This is a genomic window from Butyricimonas sp. (genome assembly GCF_019423355.1).
In the GTDB taxonomy this organism is placed as follows: Bacteria; Bacteroidota; Bacteroidia; order Bacteroidales; family Marinifilaceae; genus Butyricimonas; species Butyricimonas faecihominis.
This window is the reverse complement of the sequence record NZ_JAHZBP010000005.1, coordinates 319,649-340,568: the sequence shown is the minus strand read 5'-3', so window position 1 is coordinate 340,568 and position 20,920 is coordinate 319,649. Positions and strand designations below refer to the sequence as shown.

Genomic DNA, 20,920 nt, shown 5'->3' with positions numbered 1-20,920 from the left:
GACGACCTTTGGGTTATGAGCCCAACGAGCTACCAACTGCTCCATCCCGCAATATTAGTCAAAACATCTTCTGTTTTGCGTCTGCAAAGATAGTACATATTTATCGTGTATGCAAGTATTTCCTTCTTTTTTTAGAATAAATAAAATTAGTTGTCACGAAAGGAAAGAAAAACGGGAGCAACCATCGTTACTCCCGTTTGATATTTAGCGTGTTAGAAAATTACTTTCCTAACATTTCACATACTTCGTTGAATACACATTCTCCGGTGAATCCGAATTTCTCATCCAATACTTTGGCAGGGGCTGAGTATCCGAAGTGGTTTACACCGTGAATACGGCCATTGCAACCAACCAAACCTTCCAAGGTAACAGATAAACCTGCTGTCAGTCCGTATTTCGGTTTGTTAGCCGGGATAACTTGTTCTTGGTATGCTTGTGGCTGGTGACGGAACAAACCTTCAGAGATCACGGACACGATCTGTGCGGTGATTCCTTTCCGTTCCTGAAGAAGTTTGGCTCCTTCCACCAAAGTAGAAACTTCAGAACCGGAAGCAACTAACACGACATCCGGGTTCTCTCCGGTTTTGCATACCACGTAAGCACCTTTTTCCGCTTGTAAAGCCTCGTCATAACGATCTGTTCCCGGAAGATCCGTGATGTTTTGTCTGGACAGGATCAAAGCGGTAGGGGTGGAGGTGTTTTCCATTGCCATCTTCCAAGCAACGGAAGTCTCGGCTGCATCGGCAGGACGCAAAGCCAACAAACTCATCTTTCCGGAATGATTCTCTAATTTCTCCATCAAACGCAATTGGGCTTCATGTTCGATCGGTTGGTGAGTCGGTCCGTCTTCTCCCACGCGGAAGGCATCGTGAGACCAAACGTATTTCACCGGAACTTCCATCAACGCAGCCAAACGTACGGCAGGTTTCATGTAGTCGGAGAACACGAAAAAGGTTCCGCAAGCCACGAAGATACCCCCGTGAAGAGCGATACCGTTACAGATTACAGCCATGGTCAACTCTGCAACTCCGGCTTGGAAGAATGCCCCGCTGAAATCTCCTTTCACGAGGTTGCGGGCTCCACCTTTGATAAATCCGTCGGTCTTGTCAGAATTACTCAAGTCGGCAGAAGAAACGATCATGTTCTCTACCTGTTGAGCCAAGGCTACCAGCACGTCAGCCGAGGCGGCACGTGTGGCAATGTTTGCTTTATGTTGAATTGCTTTATAGTCAATTTCGGGAGCTTTACCGGATAAGAATTTGTGCAGTTTGGCTGCTAGTTCCGGGTTTGCTTTTTCCCAAGCTGCCTGCTCTGCTTTTTTAGCTTTGGCGTAAGCCCGTTTCTCATCAAGTACTTTAGCGTAGAACTCGGCTACTTCCGGGAAGATCGTGAAGGGGTTTTGCGGATCGCCACCCAAGTTTTCAATCGTCTTTTCGATAGAAGCCCCGGCCCCGGTTAAGGGTTGTCCGTGAGTGGAAACTTTGTCGGAGAAATCTTCCCCGTTAGCACCCATGGCACCTTTACCCATCAAGGTTTTACCGATAATCAATGTCGGACGTTCTTTTTCGGCATTGGCAGCTTGTAATGCTTTGATGATCTCGTTAGCGTTGTTCCCGTTGATCGTGATCACGTTCCAGCCCCAAGCCTGATATTTGGCCGCGGTATCCTCGTGAGTTACTTCATTTACACGGGTAGATAACTGCACTTCGTTTGCATCATAGAACATGATCAGGTTGGATAATCCCAATGTTCCGGCAATACGTCCGGCTCCTTGTGAAATCTCTTCCTGTATGCCACCGTCAGAGATAAAAGCGTACGTTTTGTGGGCCATCCATTCTCCGAAACGAGCTACCAAAAAACGCTCTGCTATAGCAGCTCCGACAGCCATGGCATGACCTTGACCGAGAGGACCGGAGGTGTTTTCCACGCCTCGTTTGAAGTCCACCTCCGGGTGTCCGGGGGTTACACTTCCCCATTGACGGAAGTTTTTCAAGTCTTCCATGCTATACGTGCCGATCAGGCTCAACATAGAATACAACATCGGGGACATATGTCCGGGGTCAAGGAAGAAACGGTCCCGGTTTGCCCATGTCATATCATCCGGATCGAAATTCAAGAATTGAGAATACAACACGTTAATGTAATCAGCGCCACCCATTGCACCTCCCGGATGCCCTGATTTGGCTTTTTCAACCATAGAAGCTGAAAGGATGCGGATGTTGTCCGCTGCTCGATTAAGGATCTTATCCATGCCTATATTTTTTTGATGAAAATTTTAAATTTTCGGCAAAGGTATGCTTTTCTGTCGGGAAATCAAAGTATCTAAAAATTAAAAGCGTGATGGGTATGTCGATCATGAATCTACACCGTTTTTTCCCGGTTACAGGCCGTGATCAGTAGGGAAGTTGTTGCTAACACGCTGCCGATTCCTGCGACTCCGGCCCATCCGAACCAATGCCAGCAGGTTCCGGCAAGAAAGGTCCCCAAGGAGCCTCCGATGAAATAGGTCGTCATAAAGATCGTGTTTACCCGGTTGGAGGCGGAAGGGCAAAGTTCGAACAAAGAGGTCTGGTTACTAATCTGGATACATTGCATCCCGATGTCAATCAGGATGATGCCTGCAATAATGGCAATGTACGAGTTTTGTCCGGTATAAAGGATTGACCAAGAGAGGAGAATTAACCCGCAACCGATGAAGTTAAAACGTCGGACACCCACTTGTTTCACGTATTTTCCGACAAGTGAGGCAGATAAGGCCCCGGCAATACCACATAATCCTAACATCCCGATAATATTACTCCCGGCATGAAAGGGAGCTTGTCCCATTTTGAATGCCAGACAGGACCATAGCGTTAGAAATGAACCGAAACATAAACCGGCACGAATAGGGTAGAGGCGCACTTGCGGATAGGTTTTCAATAACGAGAAGAGGGATTTCATCAGTTCGCTGTATTTACCTTGGAAATTAGGTTGAATATCCGGTAGGACTTTCATAACTACCACAGAGCAGAGTAACATGAGAACGGCTGCAATATAGTACATTTCTCTCCACCCGAATATTTCACCCACAAGCCCGCTGACTACCCGTGAGGCCAGAATTCCGGTTAAAAGCCCCGACACCACGATTCCCACGTTACGTCCCTTGTGTTCGGGTCGGGAGAATTGTGAGGCTATCGGGATAAAGATTTGCGGGACCATGGAACAGATACCTGTCACTAGTGAGGCTCCTAGAATTACGTTGATCGAGGGGGCCATGGCTATGGTTAAAAGGGAGAGGATCAGTAGGGAAAAGTTGATAATGATGATCTTTTTCCGTTGAAACAAGTCTCCCAATGGAACGATAAAGAGTAATCCTATCGCGTACCCGATCTGGGTTATCATGGCAATCAAGTTGGTATGAAATTCCGATACGTTCAGATCTTGACGTATCATGTTCAGCAAAGGCTGGTTATAATATAAATTGGCAACGGATATTCCGGCTACAATAGCTAACGTCCACAAGATGGAGGCCGGTAAACCACCGTTTTCTTTAAGTGTCTGTTTCATGCCGCGAAAATAAGCATTGAAATCAGAATATTTACCACTTCGTGTAAGGATATTTTGTCAACATGGCGTTATAATACCGATTGTCTCCGGTCACCTCTTTATCAAGCCACGCAGGTTTCGTGAAATTCTCATTTTCTGTTTCCAATTCAATCTCTGCCATGACTAATCCTTCATTCTCCCCATGAAATTCATCCACCTCGAAGGTATGTTTTCCGGATTTAACAAGATAACGGATTTTGTCGATAACACCGGGTTCGCAGAGCTGTAGCAATTCTTCCGCTTCGTTTAAAGTAATTTCTTTTTCCCATTCATAACGGCTGATTCCGGAGTGATTCCCTTTCCCCTTGATCGTGAGAAATCCCTGCTCTCCTTTGATTCGTACTCGGACAGTACGTTCCGGTACGGAAGAGAGGTATCCTTGTGTGATGCGGATCGATTGGTATGCCTCCGGTTTGAAATCTCCTTTCACTAAGAATTTACGTTCAATTTCTTGAGCCATTTTTTTAAGTTTAGAGTTTAGAATTTAAAGTTTAGAGTTTAAGGCGGGATATTATAGTATTCACTTTAAACTCTAAACTCTAAATTCTAAACTATTTATAAGTTCTTGTCCTTGTACATATTTTCCCACCAAGCGGGTTCACCTTTCAGGTATTTGGCAAAATAAGCCATGATGGTGTTACCCCAGATGATTCGTTGGTTGTAATCCACGACGGCATGATCGGCATTCTTGATTAATACGAGTTCCACGTCTTTGCCCAAGAGTTTCAGCGCAGTGTAGAACTGGATACTTTCACCCGTGGGTACGTTTACATCGGCCGTACCGTGCAACAAAAGCATGGGGGTTTTTACCTTGTCAGCGTTGAATAGCGGGCTTTGATCCACGTAGATGTCCTTTCGATTCCACGGGAAAGCATGAGCCGATGCGTTCGTGCTGTAACTATATCCCCAGTAGCCTTCACCCCAGTAACTGGAAATGGAGGAAATTCCGGCATGTGAAATGGCACAAGCGAAGATGTCCGTGCGGGTTTGCAGGTACATGGTTGTGAATCCACCGTAAGAGGCTCCCATGCATCCGACACGTTGTGCATCCACGAAAGGATGTGCTTTCAAGAATGCTTTCGTGCAGGCAATGATTTCGTCTGCCGTGATTTTACCCCAGTTGTTTTGATGACGGGCTGAAAATTCTTGTCCGAACCCGGTCGCACCAGAGGGTTGCATCACGTATACAACATATCCATTCGCAGCGTATAGATTGAATGGCCATCTTCCTCCGAAAGTCCTTTCTACCGGGGTTGTTCCCCCGTAGTAATACACGATCATCGGGTATTTTTTCTTGGGATCGAAATTTGCCGGAAGATAATAGCGTCCGTCTATCGTGGTTCCTTTCTTGTAATTGTAGTCCCAGTCTTTTACTTGTCCGAATTCTATATTTTTGTATTGTTCACCTTGCGGATCGGCCCATTCCTGTGCATTGAGGGTTGCCAAGTCCAAGGTATAGACCCGCGTCGGGTAACTTTCGTCTGAGGCAGTGTAGATCCCGGTATTTCCGTTTTGAGCCAAACTGATCTTTTGTACGAGATCACCCGGACATTCTATTCTCGTGATTTTCCCGTCTTTCCCATACCGGAACAAGTAAACGTAATCGGTATCCCCGGCCACGATATAGATATTCCCGTCGGTATGCCAGATGTAGTTGGAGACTGCAGGATTGAAATCTTTTGTAATCGGAGTTACTTCTTTGGAATTTAAGTCATAAATGTATAGCTGCGTGTCGTATCCGTTCACGATCTGTCCTTTAGCAATCTTTACCCCGATTTGTCCGAAAGCGTCAGCCGCTCCGGCAATTAATAATTTTGAATCATCGGGAGAAAAGACACATTGAATGTCAACCAGACGGTCTTTCCAAAGCGTGTCAAGTTGATTCGTGCGGGCATTCAACAGGTAGACAGATTGTTTCCGGTACGGGTATTCGTTATAATCCGGTCGTCCGGTGCTGATTAAAATTTGGTTACCATCGTGACTGATGTCCATGATGGAAGTCGTTTGGTTTCCCCAAGTTAAGCGAGTATGTATGCCCGTTGCCAAATCATATTTGCATAAGAAATACCGATTGCGATAATAAGCCTGTCGATCTTCGATCCCGTCGAGTTTGCGGAGTTCCCATTCTTTCGGGGTGTAATTCTCATTTTTGTAATAGATAAGATAACTCCGGTCCGGTGACCACGAGAAAGAACTGATCGTCTGATCGTCCCGGAACAAGCGTTCCATCTTTTGTTGTTCGATGTCGTAGGTGTATAGGGAGTTTCCCGTTCCTTCTTTTATCAGGTAAGACAACTTGTCTTCTCCGGGTATCCAAGTCAAGTTACTGACATTGTTGCCGTAGAACGTGTACACGATCTCTTTGTCAGCAATTCTGTACACGTTCGTCATGGAACTGCTTTTACCTTTTATAATCTCACCTTCTGCCATGATCAGGTATTTTCCGCTGGGAGAAACCTGAATTCCTCCGATTCTGGGACCGTTCAGCACGTCCAGTATATTTTTCCCACGTTTGGGGGATAAGGTAAATTCCACCGGGGCATCCTTGAAATCGGGATCTGCAATAAATTGAGCTGAAAATAGTTTGTCGCTTTCTTTCGTTTGCAAGCTTTTTACGATGATGGAATGTTTTCCCGGAACCCATTGCAAGGCACATTCTTGGTTTACGGCTTCGGTTCCCTTGTGGCTGGTGTACGTAATTTTTTTCACTCCATCCACGTAAACTTCGGCATTCCCGTAAAATGAAAATTGCAGTTTCCCGCTCATCCATTGCGTGTTTTCTGCGTAAACGGCATACAATCCAATTGCCGGAACGGTACTTTTATTTTGGGAGATAACAATGTTATCATTCACGGTTGCAGATTCCCAAGTCAGAGAGTGATATTGTAATTCTTGTTCGCCCACGGCAGGGGTTAGGTTTTCGATATTAAACGTGGAAAGGGTTAATAAATCCGCTTGGGAAAATGTTTTGTTTTCCACGTTTTTCATGTCCCCGAAAGCCGGGAACTCTACCGGGACGTGAGGTAATCCCATCCATTCCCTGACTGTCTGCCCGTGTAACTGCATGGTACAGATCAGCATGAATAAAAATAATAGTTTTCTCATTTTATTGTGTTTTGATCATTTGAATTCTCTTTCGCAAAAATATGGATTATATTTTAACTTGTAACCCCGTTGATTGCATCTTTTGGAGCGTTATAAATATCTTTCTTGTAAATCAATGATTTATAAATAGATGCTCTTGTATCAGTTCTACATCTATTGCCAGAAAACGAAGATGCTAACTTGCAAATACAGAGATGATAATAAAAAAGTGAGAAAAAAAGTGATTTTTTTATTACACCAAACGTACCCCAAATCGCTTTAGTATAAAAGCCAAAAAAGATGTTAAGCAAAGAAGAACATATAGCCCGGTTGATTTTCCTGCATATACAGGGAATGACGGACAATGCGCAGGAGAAAGAACTGGACGAATGGAGATCGGTTTCCCCGAGGCATGAAGAACTTTTTCAACGAATGTTGTCAAGCGAACATGTGGAAAAAAGTATTTCCCGTTTCGTGAAAACGGAAGAAGAGGAGGAGAGAGGATGGCGGCAACTCCAACAGAAAGCACGATCCGGTCGTTCTGTTCGGAAGATAAAATGGTTCCCGTATGCGGCTGCTATTGTGTTAATATTAAGCGTGGGAGGTGTTTTTTATTTTTCCGGGGATAAAGAACAAACCGAAATTCTTCCGATAGCTAAGAATGAGGTGCAAGTTCCCGGTTCCCGGGCCGTTTTGATTTTACCCGATGGGCGTAAAGTTGATCTGGAAAACGAGGTGTTACGTTCTGACCTGGCTCAGAGTGACAGTTTATTATTGGTTAGCGCCAGATCTTTAAAATACAGGGATATTGATTCTCCCGACGCGACGGAAATTTTTCACACGTTGGAGATTCCTCGGGGTGGAGAATATTTACTTACCCTGTCGGATGGTACGATGATCTATTTAAATTCGGAATCAACGTTAAGCTTCCCCGTGAAATTTCAGGGTAAGGAGCGTAAGGTGTATTTAACCGGTGAAGCCTATTTTAAAGTGGCGAAAAATACGGAACATCCTTTTGTAGTGACAGCCGGAGAATTGGAAGTGCTGGTTACCGGAACTACTTTCGGTGTTCGGGCATATAAAGACGAAAAGGATATACAAACCACGTTGGAAAGTGGTCAAGTAACGGTAAGGGTGGAAGGTAAAAGTGTGAAGCTTGTTCCGAATAAACAAGTGTTGTTTAATAAATCAACGATGGGGTTGGAAGTTCGGGACGTGGATGTCGATTTGTACTTGGCATGGGCGGACGGACGTTTGGTCTATGATAATTGTCCGTTGGAAAAAATCCTGACCGACTTGGGACGATGGTATAACATTGATGTATTCTATAGTCGGGATGAATTGCGTTCATATCAATTCTCTTTGAACATGAAAAAACACGAAGAATTTACTCAAGTATTAGAATTAATTGGTAAAACCGGAGAAGTACAATTTGAAATAAAAGATAACACGGTTATTGTAAAATAAAAAGTAGCGCTGCTAACACTACTTTTCGTATTTCACTCCCTGTTGGCACAGGGCGTGAGGAATTGTTGAATTCAAAAAACAAAGTTATGAAGAAAATTTCTAATGTCGTCGGGAAGAGGCGGTTTTTATTCCTCCTTTTCTTAATTTTCACAACCCAAATTAGTCTGAATGCGTATTCGCAGGAAAGAAAGATTACGTTTTCATTGAAAAATGCGTCTTTAAAAGAGATTATCAGTGAGATCCGTAAGAATTCTGATTATGATTTCGTTTATCGTGACGTGAATCTGGAATCATTTGCCCGGCAAGATGTTGCTTTTAAAGATGCAACGATTGAACAAATTTTAACGGATTGTCTTAAAGGGACTAATCTCGGTTACGAGATAAATGGTAGGACGATCATTATTCGTAAAAAGGCTGTAAGCCAAGAAGAAAAAAAATCGAAAACAATTACAGGTAAGGTTTCGGATGAGCAAGGAAACGTGTTGCCGGGAGTTACGATTATCATTAAAGGTACGACCTTGGGAACGGCAACTGGTGCTGACGGGGAGTATAAATTGGAAATACCCGGTGATAGTGAGCAAGTCTTGATCTTCTCTTTCGTCGGGATGAAGACTCAAGAAATTGCCGTCGGTTCGAAGACGCAACTAGACGTGAAGTTAGTCGAGGATTCGGAAACATTGGACGACGTGGTTGTAACCGGTATTTTCACGAAATCCAAGGAAAGTTACACGGGGGCTGTTACGGCCGTTTCTGCCAAAGAGTTGAAGATGTACAAAGGCCAAAATCTGTTAGCCACGTTGCGTAACATCGACCCTTCAATCAATGTAGTGATGGACAATGCTTTGGGAAGTAACCCGAACGTGATACCAGAGATTAATATCCGGGGTAATTCCTCTTTACCCATGAGCGTGGATGAATTAAATCAACAAGCATCCAAACAACTGAATGCTCCGTTAGTAATCATGGATGGATTCGAGATTACTTTGCAGAAATTAATGGATTTTAATGACGAGGAGATTGAAAGTATCAACATACTGAAAGATGCTTCTGCCACGGCAATTTATGGTTCTCGGGGTGCAAATGGTGTTATTGTTGTTACCACGAAGGCTCCTCAAGCCGGTAAATTGAAAATTTACGTGCAAGGAGGAATGAATATTGAAATGCCAGACCTTTCTTCATACGATTTATTGAATGCCCGTGACAAGTTGGAATTGGAGCGGATTGTCGGACTCTATGATGATGAAGATGATGTCGTTAACGATCGGGCGTTAAAGGAGAAATATGGTCAATTATATTCGGAGGTGTTGAAAGGTGTGAACACGCATTGGTTGAGCCAACCGGTACAGACCGGTATTGGTCAGAAATATAATTTGCGTCTAGAGGGTGGAAATGAGTCTTTTCGTTGGGGAACAAATATTTCTTATAATTCTGTTATAGGAGCGATGAAGGGATCCGAGAGAAATACTTTCAGTGGTACGGTAACTTTGTCATATTCTGTGAAGAATGTACTCTTTAAGAATCAGACTAGTATTGATATAAACAAAGGAAAAGAAAGTAAATATGGAACATTCTCTGATTATGCCAAAATGAATCCGTATTACCGGATAAAAGATGAGAATGGAGAATATATCAAGGTGTACACGATAAAAGGGACAAAACAGTATAACCCGCTTTATAATGCCCAGTTGGGGGTAATCGACGAGGATAAATATACCTTGATCACGAATAATTTTTCTATTGAATGGAGCATTAATCATGATTTGCGTTTACGAGCTCAATTAGGCTTACAAAAGAAAAATAGTACTTCTGATAATTATTTACCTGCCGATCACACGACTTTTGCGACTGCTACAGATAGTGATAGTTATTTTCGCAAAGGAAAGTATACTTACGGAACGGGTGAGGATATTAATATCGATGCAAACGTGACGTTGAGTTATTCAAAGATATTTCATGAAAAACACCAGCTATATGCCGGATTCGATTACTCTATAGCCCAGAAGAAAAATCACTTCTACACGTTTATCGTGGAAGGATTTCCTGATGGTAAATTGGATTTCATTGGTAATGCTTTGCAGTATGAGAAAAATGGGGTACCGAAAGGTACGGAAGAATTGTCTCGTCGGGTTGGTTTTACCGGGAATGTCAATTACATTTATAACAATCGTTATTTCATGGATTTATCATTCCGTGTGGATGGTTCATCGTTGTTCGGGACAAAAAATAAATTTGCCCCGTTCTGGAGTGCCGGTATCGGGTGGAACGTGCATAACGAGAAGTTCATGCAGAATCAGAATATCGTGAATAATCTTCGGATTAGAGGATCGTATGGAGAAACCGGATCTCAACAGTTTTCTTCCTATCAGGCGTTGTCAACCTTCCAGAGTTACACGGGAAAACGTTACATTATTTGGAACGGGTCTGAGTTGATGGGATTAGGAAATGAAAAGTTGAAATGGCAGGTTACCAAGCAATTAAATGGTGGTGTTGAAGTTGGACTTTTCGACGGACGCTTATCGGCATCTTTCGATATTTATAGTAAAAAGACTTCTAATTTGTTGTCTCAAATGGATTTGCCTTTGGCGAACGGATTCAGTTCTTACGTGGATAACGTGGGAGAGGTGAAAAATACGGGCTACGAGGCCATGATTAGTGGATATTTAATGCGTGATACGCACCGGAATATCATCTGGTCTATGACAGCCAAATTAGCTTACACGAAGAATGAAATTACCAAGCTTTCTGAAGCAATCAAACGGCAGAATGAGCTTTACAAATCAAAAGATGTAGAGATTAATCAGTTATTGTATGAAGGGTATGCACAGAATTCAATTTGGGCTGTTCCTTCCATGGGAATTGATCCGAGTACCGGATATGAAATTTTCTTGGATAAGAATGGGAATATCACGGATAAATGGAATCCATCCGACAAGCGTTATTTTGGAGTTGATGAGCCCAAATACAGGGGTAATATCAGTACTTACTTTGCTTGGAAGGATCTTTCTGTTAATCTGTCATTTGCTTATCAATGGGGAGGACAACAATATAACGAGACATTACTTAACAAGGTGGAAGTGACCAATGGTGAAATTGATAAGAATAATGTTGATAGTCGAGTGTTGAAAAAGAGATGGCAGCATATTGGAGACGTGAAACCTTACAAGGGATATGGTTCCGTGGAGACAAAAGCGACTTCCCGTTTCGTGATGGATGATAACGTGTTCCAATTCCAAAGTGCCAGTGTGGAGTATCGGTTACATTCAGATTTCCTGCGTGACAAGTGGAAAGTTGAGACAATCAGTATCGGGGCTAATATGTCGGATATATTCTATATTTCTTCTATCAAGCGTGAAAGAGGAACTTCTTATCCGTTTGCCCGCAGACTGGCTTTAACCCTTTCATTAATGTTTTAAACAATGGTATTATGAAAAGAATTTTACTATATATCACGTTATTCGCGACTTTATCGCTAGCCTCTTGTAATGATTGGCTGGATGTAAAGCCGGAGACTCAAACCGATGAAAAAGATATGTTCGAGTCGGTTTCCGGGTTTAAAAATGCCTTGACTGCCTGCTATATTAAATTGAATTCCAAAAATTTATATGGGCTAAGTTTGACAATTACGGATATTGAATTTATGGCCCAACATTGGAATTACCAGGAGAGTAATTATCGGGGGGCAGAGGATCTCAAGGCTTTCAAATATGAAAACGATTATCCGAAGACATTAATATCCGCAATTTACGGGGAGATGTATAATACAATTGCCCAAGCCAATATTATACTACAGAATATGCCCGATCACAAGGAGGTGATCACGAACGAGGATATGCGGGCAATTGTAGAGGCAGAGGCATTAACGATTCGGGCATTTTGTCACATGGAAATATTACGTTTATTTGGACAAATGCCGCAAAATGCTGATAAACAGGTATCTCTGGCGTATGCTAAAACCGTGTCCACGGTGATGATTCCGCACTATTCGTATAATGATTTCACGAATTTGATTCTTGCTGATTTAGATGCGGCTGAAGCTCTGTTTAAAGATCATGATCCGTTATTTACTTATTCTTTCCAAGAATTGGATAATTTCTTCGATACAAAGAATTATAATGTAGAGTTGGCGGACGAGTTTATGGGATTCAGACGTTTCCGTTTTAATTATTATGCTGTAAAAGCGATTCGGGCAAGGTTGTATATGTATATGGGGAAGAAAACAGAAGCATATACTGCAGCAAAAGAAATTATTGATGCCGTCGATAAGAATGGTAAGAAAGTTTTGGAATTGGCGGGAGCGGGAGATATTAGTAGTAGTAATTTTGCTTTGCCTTCAGAGTGTATTTTGGCTTTAAGTAATTACGAGATTGAAAGTAATACAGAAAAATTATTTAAATCAGATAAAGCTGAAAAAATATACCTCACAGAAAAACAGTTTAATAATGATTTGTTTGCCGGACAATCTACGGCCGTGAATAACCGAGTGCAAGTGTGGGATCGTACACCTGATAATCAAGGGGCTATAAAACCTTTGCTAAAAAAGTACAATCAACCGTCCTCAACCACGAACACGGATATGGAGGTGTTGGCCACGCAGAAACAGGTGGTTCCATTGATTCGTTTGTCCGAGATGTACTTGATTGCTATCGAATCTGCTCCCACGCTGAATGAGGCTAATGCTCTTTATATTCCTTATATGAAAGCGAGAAACGTGGATGCGTCTCCTTTACAACAAGAACAGTTGATGACCGAGATAATCCGGGAATATCGTAGAGAATTCTTTGGAGAAGGACAAATGTTCTATACTTACAAACGTTTGGGAATAAAAAATATGTTATGGAAGACGGATCGGGAGGTTGGCGAACAGGATTATATTGTGCCATTACCAAGTACAGAACTGAACGCAAATTAAAAGTAGAAAGCTATGAAAAAGATAAATAAATATATACTATGGTTATTACCGATTTTCGGATTATTCGCATGTGAAGATGAGATGGGGGTGTATAATTCACCGGAGAATCGTTTGAATTTTATATATGAACCATTCACGATGGCCGATACCGTGATTCCTCGTACATTTGTTTACGATGTTGAAACCCGGGTATTCGATACCGTTTGGTTGGAAGTTGAAACGATGGGGTATGTAGAAGATCATGAACGTTCGTTTGTACTGGAACAAGTGAAGAAAGGAGAGGGAGAACAAGCCGTGGCAGGAAAGCATTATATTGCTTTTGATGATCCGCTTGTTGCCGATTATTACAAGATTCCAGCGGGAAAAAATACCGTACGTTTTCCGATAATATTAAAACGTGATCCTTCATTAAAACAACAGGAGGTGACATTATGTGTTCAGATCGGTCACAATGAAAACTTTATTCCCGGCTACGAAAAATATCAGAAGAAGATCATTCGGGTGGCAGATATATTGATGCAACCGAAATACTGGGATTTTTATGCATCGTATTATTTCGCTGGAAAATATGGTAAAGTGAAGCATCAGTTTATGATTGATGCCACGGCAGATTTAGGAATCAAGATGAACGATGACTTTTTCTATTCGTTAGTTGGTGATCCGAGTAGCGTTGATATGGGAATGACGGATTATTGGTTCTATTTCTTCACTCGGAAATTGGCTGCTGAAAATGAGGCGAGAGCTGCCAGAGGTGAAGAACCCCTTCGAGAGGCACCGGAGCCCGGTGAAACGGAAGGTGCGTTAGTTAGATTTACCCGGTATGAAAGATAATAATGACAAGTTATGAAAAAGAAAATATACAATATATTATCAGTCTGTTTATTCGCGTTACTTGTTTCGGCATGTTATGACGACGAGGGAAACTATGACTATCATGAAATCAGTACGATTAATACTGAAGGATTGGAAAAGAGTTACACGAAAACGTCCTACCAGGATGTTCTTCATCTGGAACCAACCGTTACGGCAACGGGTGGGGAGAGTGATTTTGAATATTTATGGACGTTGAACCTGACGAAAGGGTCGGGTACGACTTCCAATAAAATAGAGATAATACTGGACACGATTGGAACTGATCGGGTGTTGGATTTTCCGGTAAATATTAAACAAGGGTTTTATGATTTGACATTTCGGGTAACGAATAAGAGCAATAAACTGGAAACGTATCAGGTGATGTCTTTGAGCGTGGTGACTAAATTTTCAGAAGGTTTCTACCTGTTGAAAGATATGGGAAATTCAACAGATGTGGATTTGCACGCTTCTGATAACAGTTTAGTGGATAATATTTTCTTGAAAATGGATGGGGAACATATGCCTGATGCACCGGTTAGCTTAGGGTTAGATCCCGGATATTGTTTTGTTGATGAAACCACGGCAGAATACGTGATCACGAAGGCTTTAACTGTTTGCACGGAGAAGGATGTCCGGATTTCTAATATCGAGGATATGAGTACGATTTACACTCATAGTAACATGTTCCTTGGTGGTGAGGCTCCCGAAGAAAAGCCGTATTATGTGTGGCGAAATGCATACGGGGTCGGATATATTTCTGACAAAGGAGCATACTTTTCTACACAAGCATCCCTTTGGGATTTGTTAGGAACGGGAAAGTTCGGATTCCCCGCTATGGTAAATGATGACGAGGAAACAAAACCCAACCAGAACGGTGTGTTTGCGAGTACTTGTTTTTATTATTTAGACGAATTGAAAGGACGCTTTTTGTTTTTGGATTTTAATGGTAGCTTACATACTTATAGTGATTTGGACAAGAATGGTGAAGAAAAACCGAATAAGCCTAACGGTATAACTCACCATCTGAAATTCTTTGGAAAGAATTACATGGATGAAACGAGTACAGGGTATGCTTTGTTTGAAGATGAGAATACTGCAGGAAAACATTATATTTATCAGTTGGTGTTGGGAATGGATCCTTCTAACCCGATTGAAAAGGTAACAGAAGTTGCAACTTCGTCTAAATTGAACGGGGCGAATCTGTTTGCCGTGAATGAGTTGACAGCTAAAGTGATGTATTTTGTAAACGATAATCAATTGTATATGTATGATCTGGTACAGAATACGGAAGAGTTACTTCGTCCGACGGATATGGCTACGGGAGAAGAGATTACTTATATTAGTAATCGTTACTGGTCGGGTTCTGATAATGCTGATAAAAACTTTGATTATTTGGTATTTGCTACTCATAAGGATGGAAAGTATAAAGTGTATTTATACGAGATTCTTGGAGGTAAGCCTTATGGCAAGCCGGTGCGCGTGTTGGAAGGAGAGGGGAAAGTGGTGAAGATGCATTATGTCGATCCGTCTATGTCCATGGTTAGTTATAGTTATTTTCCTAATTCTTTTTAATGAATCTTTTTAATGAATCTTTTTTCAAAGGAGATGCTTAAAGCGTCTCCTTTGAAATATATACCTCTTACAACATGAAAATCATAGATTGTATTGTATTGGGTGTGGCGTGTCTAGCATGTACACCTTCGGATTATTATACCCTTCAGGGTACCCTGCCCGAAAATAGTAAAGCCACTGAAGTTTATTTACTCACGGGGGAAGGGAAAGGTACTGATACTCTTGCAAAAAGTACGGTACGTGGGGATCGTACTTTTACATTAAAAGGTAAGGCGGAGAATCGTTTGCTTTATTTAAATATGGGAAACTATGGTGGAAGAGTTTATTTTTATTCAGAACCCGGAGAGTACCAGTTGAAAAAGATAGGTAATAATTATTTAGTCGAGACCGGGCAGGAAGGAATGCAATCCCGGTTAAACGCTCATCTCGAAAAGATCGAGAAGAACTCGACGGAAAGGTTCGATTTGCAAAAACGAATGGCAGAAACAAGTGATGAAGGGGATTTAGAGTCATTGGGACGAGAAAATGAACGATTATGGAAACAAGGGAACGATCTGCTATTGGATATGGTGACTGATTTCAGTGGTAGTTCCGTGGCGGCCATGTTGGTACAGGATAATATGTGGATAATCAGTTATGATTTTAAATTATTCACACGAACTGTGAAAGCGATGGGGGATGGACCTGATTCGGAAATAAGAAAGGAGATCATGGAAAAATATGAGGCGGCAAAACAAAAACAATTAACGGGTAAAGCCCCGGATTTTACTTTGCCGGATCTAAAGGGGGAAAATGTAATATTGTCGAATTACAAGGGGAAATATTTATTGATTGACTTTTGGGCTTCTTGGTGTAAACCATGTCGCATGAAGATTAAAGAGTTGAAAAAAGAATATGGTCGTCTGCAAGAATTAGGGATTGAAGTGATTGCTATTTCCTGTGACAAGAAAAAGGAGGATTGGTTAAAAGCCGTGGAAGAGGATCAACCTATATGGAAACAATTACGTGTTGATCAGGAGATAAACGGAAGTGATACAGCCGATGATTATAAGGTAGAATTTTTGCCTACTCTATACTTGATTTCTCCGGATGGGATGGTTTTGGATACCAATCCGGGAATGGAGGAAATTGAGCATGTTGTAAAAAATAATAAATGAAGAAATGATACATCTAGCAATAAAATTCGTGTGTTTGTTAGGACTTTTATCTGGAACCAGTTTGCTGACACAAGCTCAACCACAGTATGTTGAACCTGCAATAAAGATTGGCGTGTTTGATTCAGAAGGGAATCCTATTGATAAACCTAAAGTAATTGTATATGATAGTCTTCATCGGTTTGTAAAAGAGGAAGTTGTTAATAAAACTGATTTTAAAGGGCAGATTAAGAAAATAGAAATACAAAACTTTGGAACGTATTATCTCCAATTTAGTAAAGAAGGGTATGAACCAATCGAGGAAGTTCGTGTCACTTGGAAAAATGATATGGTGAATAGATCTCCAATTGTAAAGATGAAACTTTTAAATGCTAGTAAAAGTCTTTCGTGGATGTGGTGGGGGATAGGTGCAGTTATGCTACTTATGGCATTACAAGGGTATAAAATTTTTAGAAAGAAATATAATAATAAAAATTTATGATGTTATGAAAAAGTATTTAATGATTTTATTCGTTCTTTGTGGTTTGGCTTCATTTGGACAAGATAATTTGTATATAACTTTAGTTGGTAATAATTTCGGTAATCCTATAAAAGGAATGGGTATTTCAGTCCATGAAGCTGGCGGGAAAAATTATCATGGAATAACTGATGTTGATGGAAGGGTTTCGTTTAAGATTAGTGTTTTTCATCATTTTAATGTATATGTGGAAAATCCGACACTTTGGTATACAAAACCAATTGTTGATTTAATGATGCCTAGTAATCAATTTTTGTTTATAACTGTTACAATATTGGGTGATTATCGTTTTTCTCAAAATCAGAGAGAGGAAATAGAAGAGGTGTGGGAATCATATTTTATATTACCTAAAAAGATTTATGTAGAAATGGCTTAAATATTTTAATAACTTAAAACGCGAGAATTATGAATATCAATCAAATACTATTAATCAGTCACTATGAGGCAAAGCTACTAAGGAGAAATTGGTTATTCATTTTTCTCGTGTTTTTATTGGTAGGTGGGAGTCTGGCGGCTCAATGGTTTATACAAGTGGACTTTCCTATTCATTTTCTGAATGCACTATCTTGTTCGATTCCTTTCGTGAGTGCTTTTCTTTTCAATTTTATTCAGGGAATTTTTATCCTCTTTATAGCGGGTGATTTTATCCGGAGAGATCGTTCTTTAGACTCTTTTGAATCGCTAAGCACACGTTCTCATGGGAATGGCGATTACGCAATGGGGAAATTACTGGCTGTTGTGGGGAGTTTCGTGGTGTTGAACGTGCTGGTCATTGTGATTACATGGGGGGTCCATCAATTTTCAATGCAATCATCTCCTGTTTTTTTCCCGTATGTATTTTATTTCATGACATTAACTCTCCCTTCTTTATTGTTTTTGGTCGGGATAACTTTGTGGATAACCGTCACGATAAAAATATGGCCCGTGGCGTTATTGTGCTTGATAGGATATATCTTTTTTAATGTTTTTGTTTTGACGGATTATTTATATGGCAGTTTGGACTATCTGGCGATTTCGATACCTAATGTGTTCTCGGATGCCACGGGAAAACACGTGGGACTTTTCCCGTATGTGACTCAACGAATCGCATTTGCCATGTTAGGTATTGCCTTCATGTTGCTATCTGTAGTTAGATTGAAACGTTTACCGAATAATCCCGGAAATAGACGATGGATACAATGGATGGGGGTTATTGTGCTGATTACAGGAATCTGGGTAGGAGGAACTTATTATTTCCATTTTGAAAAAGACCGACAGAAAAGACAGGAGTTTGTGAAATTGTACATGGAGTATGCAACACGGAAACGTGTGGAAATTATCCGTCAACATATCGAGTATAGCCAACATCGAACTCGGATGATCGTGAATGACACGCTGACTATTCGTAATCCCTACCGGGAAAAAATAGATGGATTTTTCCTTTTCCTGAATCCCGGATTATATGTTGATGGCATAACGACTGGAGAGACTAGCGTGAATTTCGATCGAAAAGATTTTGCCATATCATTACACCATTCTTTGGAGCCGGGAGAGGCGAAAGAGTTCGTGATTCGTTATGCCGGAGAAATTGACGAGAGTGTTTGTTATTTAGATATTCCGGATCAGGATTATTATGCGACACAATGGAGTATTAATATTTTGAGATACGGGAAACATACAGCTTTGGTTGATGATAAATACACGTTGTTAACTCCCGAATGTTTATGGTATCCGACTGTGGAGTTTCAGACATCTCCCGTGGCATTACAATTTGCCGACAGGTATTTTACGGATTACGTGTTAACCGTTATCCATGATTCAAGTTATACCGTTATATCTCAAGGGGAGGCTTCACAAACGGGGGATGGAACCCGTTTTGATCATGCTCACGCATTGCCGGGATTAACATTGTGCATGGGCAGGTATAATAAACGAGAGATTACGATTGACGATACTCGTTTTGAATTGTATTATTTTGATGAAAAAGGAGCCTTGTTCTCTTCGCTTGAGGCGACTAGAGAAGGGCTTGTGCAAGGAATTGGTGAGGCTAAAGCATATTTTGAAAAACTAACCGGAGAAGTTTATCCTTTTCATAAATTGGCTTTCATTGAAACCCCGGTTAGTTTTTGTGCTTATCGTGGTGAAAATAGGAAAAGGAGTGAACGGATTCAACCGGAATTAATCTTTAAACCGGAAAATTGTTGCGATCAATCAGATTACCTTCCCTTAAAGGAGTATGCGGATAAAAGAGAAAAAGCCGTTACCGGAAGTTCTAGAACAGAGATCGAAAGTGAGGCGATTCGTAATTTTTGTACGGCGAATGTAGGGGAAGAAATTAGCGTGTTGAGAAAAATGGCGTTGCCGGATTTTATTGCCGGGCAGCAAATTACACCGGAAATAATAAAGAATCCGGCTTCAATTCTTCCCATGTTTACTGATTTTAGCGATTACATTTATTCTGAAAATTTTCCGGGCATTAATCGAATTATGACAGGAATGCGAGCAAATAATCAAGTTGATATACAATGGGAATTATACAAGGTCGGGGAAACCGGTGAACATAAAGCGATACGGACTCTTTCTTCGCAAAGTTTACGAGATGTATTGAAAGGAACGGGAAAGTCTTGTGATTTAGATGCCATTTTCAAGCTAAAAGCCGCTTATTTGAGAAAACAGATTAATATAAAAGTGAATCAGGATAGTTTTGCTGTTTTCATGAACAAATTCCGATCTAGGAATTCTTTTTCTCGCGTTACTTTCGAATGTCTGGCGGAAGAATTTGAACGTGAATTTAATTTCGATCTTGTTGAGGCAACACGAGAATTGTATGACCAACATGGACTTGCCGCGCTTCGTGTACAAGATATTGAACAATACACGGGGAAGGGAAACGAAGGGCCGATGCTTGCTTTCAGTGTATGGAATTCTTCAGACGTGAACGGAATTATTTCCGCGTACACGGATAAAGGCGATGGTTCAAGAGATTTGTTGAATGTAGGGGATTTTATGATCCGGGCCGGTGAATGTTCCCGGATTTGTTTCCCGTTACCCCATAGTGTAGGAGGTGTGATCTTGCAAACTAATTTGGCGCAGAATATCCCGGGTAATTATATTTACAATTTCATGGAATTTCCCCAGGAAGCGCTTGTTCATGCGGGACGGAAAAAGTTGGAACCCTCTTGCTTTTTACCGTCTTCAGGAGAGATTGTCGTGGACAGTGAGGATCAAGGATTTCATGTTTTCGCTTCGGAAACGAAAGAATCCTTGTTAGGGAAATTATTGCAGGATAAGATGATCGTGGAAGATAGTGGGGTCGATTTTCTGACCGACAATGCCCCGGGATGGGTTAGTTCCGTTTATATAGATGCTTACGGTTTTCCCGTACGGAGTTTTTTAGGTAAAAAGACGAAAAACAGCCAGGCCCGTGCGGAATGGAAAACGGAAATTCCGGAACAAGGAGAGTATGGGGTGTCTATATACAAGTTAGACCTGGATTTCAGGTACCAAAGGCAAGCTGATTCAGTGGCCTATTATTACACGTTGGAGCAAGGAGATTATCGTGCGGATATTGTGATGTCGTTTCTCCGAAATGGACTGCAAAACATTTATCTGTCAGACAATCTCGGACGAAAGGAAGAATATTCTTACCAGCAACAAATGCCTCAATGTGGTTGGATCCAAGTAGGTGTTCTCCCGCTAGTCAAGGGTAAAGTAAAACTAATTTTACATGATAAAGGGGCTTTCCCGGAACAATTGGTTTTTGCAGATGCGGTGAAGTGGGTGAAGAAGTCATGAATGTAG

Annotated in this window: 13 protein-coding genes; 9 read left to right on the top strand and 4 right to left on the bottom strand. The window is 41.2% G+C overall.

Features of this window, described 5'->3' with window-relative positions; translation table 11 throughout:
• Positions 1-220: 220 nt before the first annotated feature.
• The 4 genes from QVC79_RS09410 to QVC79_RS09395 form a co-directional block, all read right to left on the bottom strand.
• A complete protein-coding gene (locus QVC79_RS09410) occupies positions 221-2,251 on the bottom strand; it encodes a transketolase family protein (RefSeq protein WP_416336076.1) in 2,031 nt (676 codons plus the stop codon).
• A gap of 110 nt (positions 2,252-2,361) precedes the next feature.
• Positions 2,362-3,546, bottom strand: a complete 1,185-nt coding sequence (locus tag QVC79_RS09405; RefSeq protein ID WP_270593952.1) for an MFS transporter — start codon at positions 3,544-3,546, stop codon at positions 2,362-2,364.
• A 31-nt stretch (positions 3,547-3,577) separates the two neighbouring features.
• Positions 3,578-4,045 (bottom strand): CYTH domain-containing protein, encoded by a 468-nt coding sequence (locus QVC79_RS09400; RefSeq protein ID WP_124317730.1) that lies wholly within the window; start codon positions 4,043-4,045, stop codon positions 3,578-3,580.
• 95 nt (positions 4,046-4,140) lie between these two features.
• Positions 4,141-6,690 (bottom strand): S9 family peptidase, encoded by a 2,550-nt coding sequence (locus tag QVC79_RS09395; RefSeq protein ID WP_270593954.1) that lies wholly within the window; start codon positions 6,688-6,690, stop codon positions 4,141-4,143.
• 279 nt (positions 6,691-6,969) lie between these two features.
• Between QVC79_RS09395 and QVC79_RS09390 the strand changes: the two genes are divergently transcribed.
• The 9 genes from QVC79_RS09390 (at position 6,970) to QVC79_RS09350 (ending at position 20,914) form a co-directional block, all read left to right on the top strand.
• Positions 6,970-8,136 carry a FecR family protein gene (locus tag QVC79_RS09390; protein WP_270593957.1) on the top strand — a complete coding sequence of 389 codons (1,167 nt, stop codon included), beginning with the start codon at positions 6,970-6,972 and terminating at the stop codon, positions 8,134-8,136.
• 86 nt (positions 8,137-8,222) lie between these two features.
• A complete protein-coding gene (locus tag QVC79_RS09385; protein ID WP_287642468.1) occupies positions 8,223-11,549 on the top strand; it encodes a SusC/RagA family TonB-linked outer membrane protein in 3,327 nt (1,108 codons plus the stop codon).
• An 11-nt stretch (positions 11,550-11,560) separates the two neighbouring features.
• The gene (locus tag QVC79_RS09380; protein WP_270593961.1) at positions 11,561-13,045 is read left to right on the top strand and encodes a RagB/SusD family nutrient uptake outer membrane protein; all 1,485 of its coding nucleotides are present in this window, start codon (positions 11,561-11,563) and stop codon (positions 13,043-13,045) included.
• 12 nt (positions 13,046-13,057) lie between these two features.
• Complete coding sequence (locus QVC79_RS09375; RefSeq protein ID WP_124316869.1) at positions 13,058-13,876, top strand: DUF4843 domain-containing protein; 819 nt, start codon at positions 13,058-13,060, stop codon at positions 13,874-13,876.
• A 12-nt stretch (positions 13,877-13,888) separates the two neighbouring features.
• Positions 13,889-15,469 carry a PKD-like family lipoprotein gene (locus QVC79_RS09370; RefSeq protein WP_124316870.1) on the top strand — a complete coding sequence of 527 codons (1,581 nt, stop codon included), beginning with the start codon at positions 13,889-13,891 and terminating at the stop codon, positions 15,467-15,469.
• A gap of 74 nt (positions 15,470-15,543) precedes the next feature.
• Positions 15,544-16,626: a TlpA disulfide reductase family protein gene (locus tag QVC79_RS09365; RefSeq protein ID WP_270593968.1), complete on the top strand. Its 1,083-nt coding sequence runs from the start codon at positions 15,544-15,546 to the stop codon at positions 16,624-16,626.
• Positions 16,627-16,660: 34 nt separating this feature from the next.
• Positions 16,661-17,104 (top strand): hypothetical protein, encoded by a 444-nt coding sequence (locus QVC79_RS09360; RefSeq protein ID WP_151411480.1) that lies wholly within the window; start codon positions 16,661-16,663, stop codon positions 17,102-17,104.
• A gap of 4 nt (positions 17,105-17,108) precedes the next feature.
• Positions 17,109-17,516, top strand: coding sequence for a hypothetical protein (locus QVC79_RS09355; RefSeq protein WP_118302427.1), 408 nt, complete (start codon positions 17,109-17,111; stop codon positions 17,514-17,516).
• A gap of 29 nt (positions 17,517-17,545) precedes the next feature.
• Positions 17,546-20,914, top strand: coding sequence for an ABC transporter permease/M1 family aminopeptidase (locus QVC79_RS09350; RefSeq protein WP_270593973.1), 3,369 nt, complete (start codon positions 17,546-17,548; stop codon positions 20,912-20,914).
• Positions 20,915-20,920: the final 6 nt, after the last annotated feature.

What these genes read in the sequence shown, in the direction of transcription:
- QVC79_RS09405 (WP_270593952.1), bottom strand. Translation starts at nt 3,546, where the DNA reads ATGAAACAGACACTTAAAGAAAACGGTGGTTTACCGGCCTCCATCTTG.
- QVC79_RS09355 (WP_118302427.1), top strand. Translation starts at nt 17,109, where the DNA reads ATGAAAAAGTATTTAATGATTTTATTCGTTCTTTGTGGTTTGGCTTCA.
- QVC79_RS09370 (WP_124316870.1), top strand. Translation starts at nt 13,889, where the DNA reads ATGAAAAAGAAAATATACAATATATTATCAGTCTGTTTATTCGCGTTA.
- QVC79_RS09380 (WP_270593961.1), top strand. Translation starts at nt 11,561, where the DNA reads ATGAAAAGAATTTTACTATATATCACGTTATTCGCGACTTTATCGCTA.
- QVC79_RS09375 (WP_124316869.1), top strand. Translation starts at nt 13,058, where the DNA reads ATGAAAAAGATAAATAAATATATACTATGGTTATTACCGATTTTCGGA.
- QVC79_RS09365 (WP_270593968.1), top strand. Translation starts at nt 15,544, where the DNA reads ATGAAAATCATAGATTGTATTGTATTGGGTGTGGCGTGTCTAGCATGT.
- QVC79_RS09350 (WP_270593973.1), top strand. Translation starts at nt 17,546, where the DNA reads ATGAATATCAATCAAATACTATTAATCAGTCACTATGAGGCAAAGCTA.
- QVC79_RS09395 (WP_270593954.1), bottom strand. Translation starts at nt 6,690, where the DNA reads ATGAGAAAACTATTATTTTTATTCATGCTGATCTGTACCATGCAGTTA.
- QVC79_RS09410 (WP_416336076.1), bottom strand. Translation starts at nt 2,251, where the DNA reads ATGGATAAGATCCTTAATCGAGCAGCGGACAACATCCGCATCCTTTCA.
- QVC79_RS09390 (WP_270593957.1), top strand. Translation starts at nt 6,970, where the DNA reads ATGTTAAGCAAAGAAGAACATATAGCCCGGTTGATTTTCCTGCATATA.
- QVC79_RS09400 (WP_124317730.1), bottom strand. Translation starts at nt 4,045, where the DNA reads ATGGCTCAAGAAATTGAACGTAAATTCTTAGTGAAAGGAGATTTCAAA.
- QVC79_RS09385 (WP_287642468.1), top strand. Translation starts at nt 8,223, where the DNA reads ATGAAGAAAATTTCTAATGTCGTCGGGAAGAGGCGGTTTTTATTCCTC.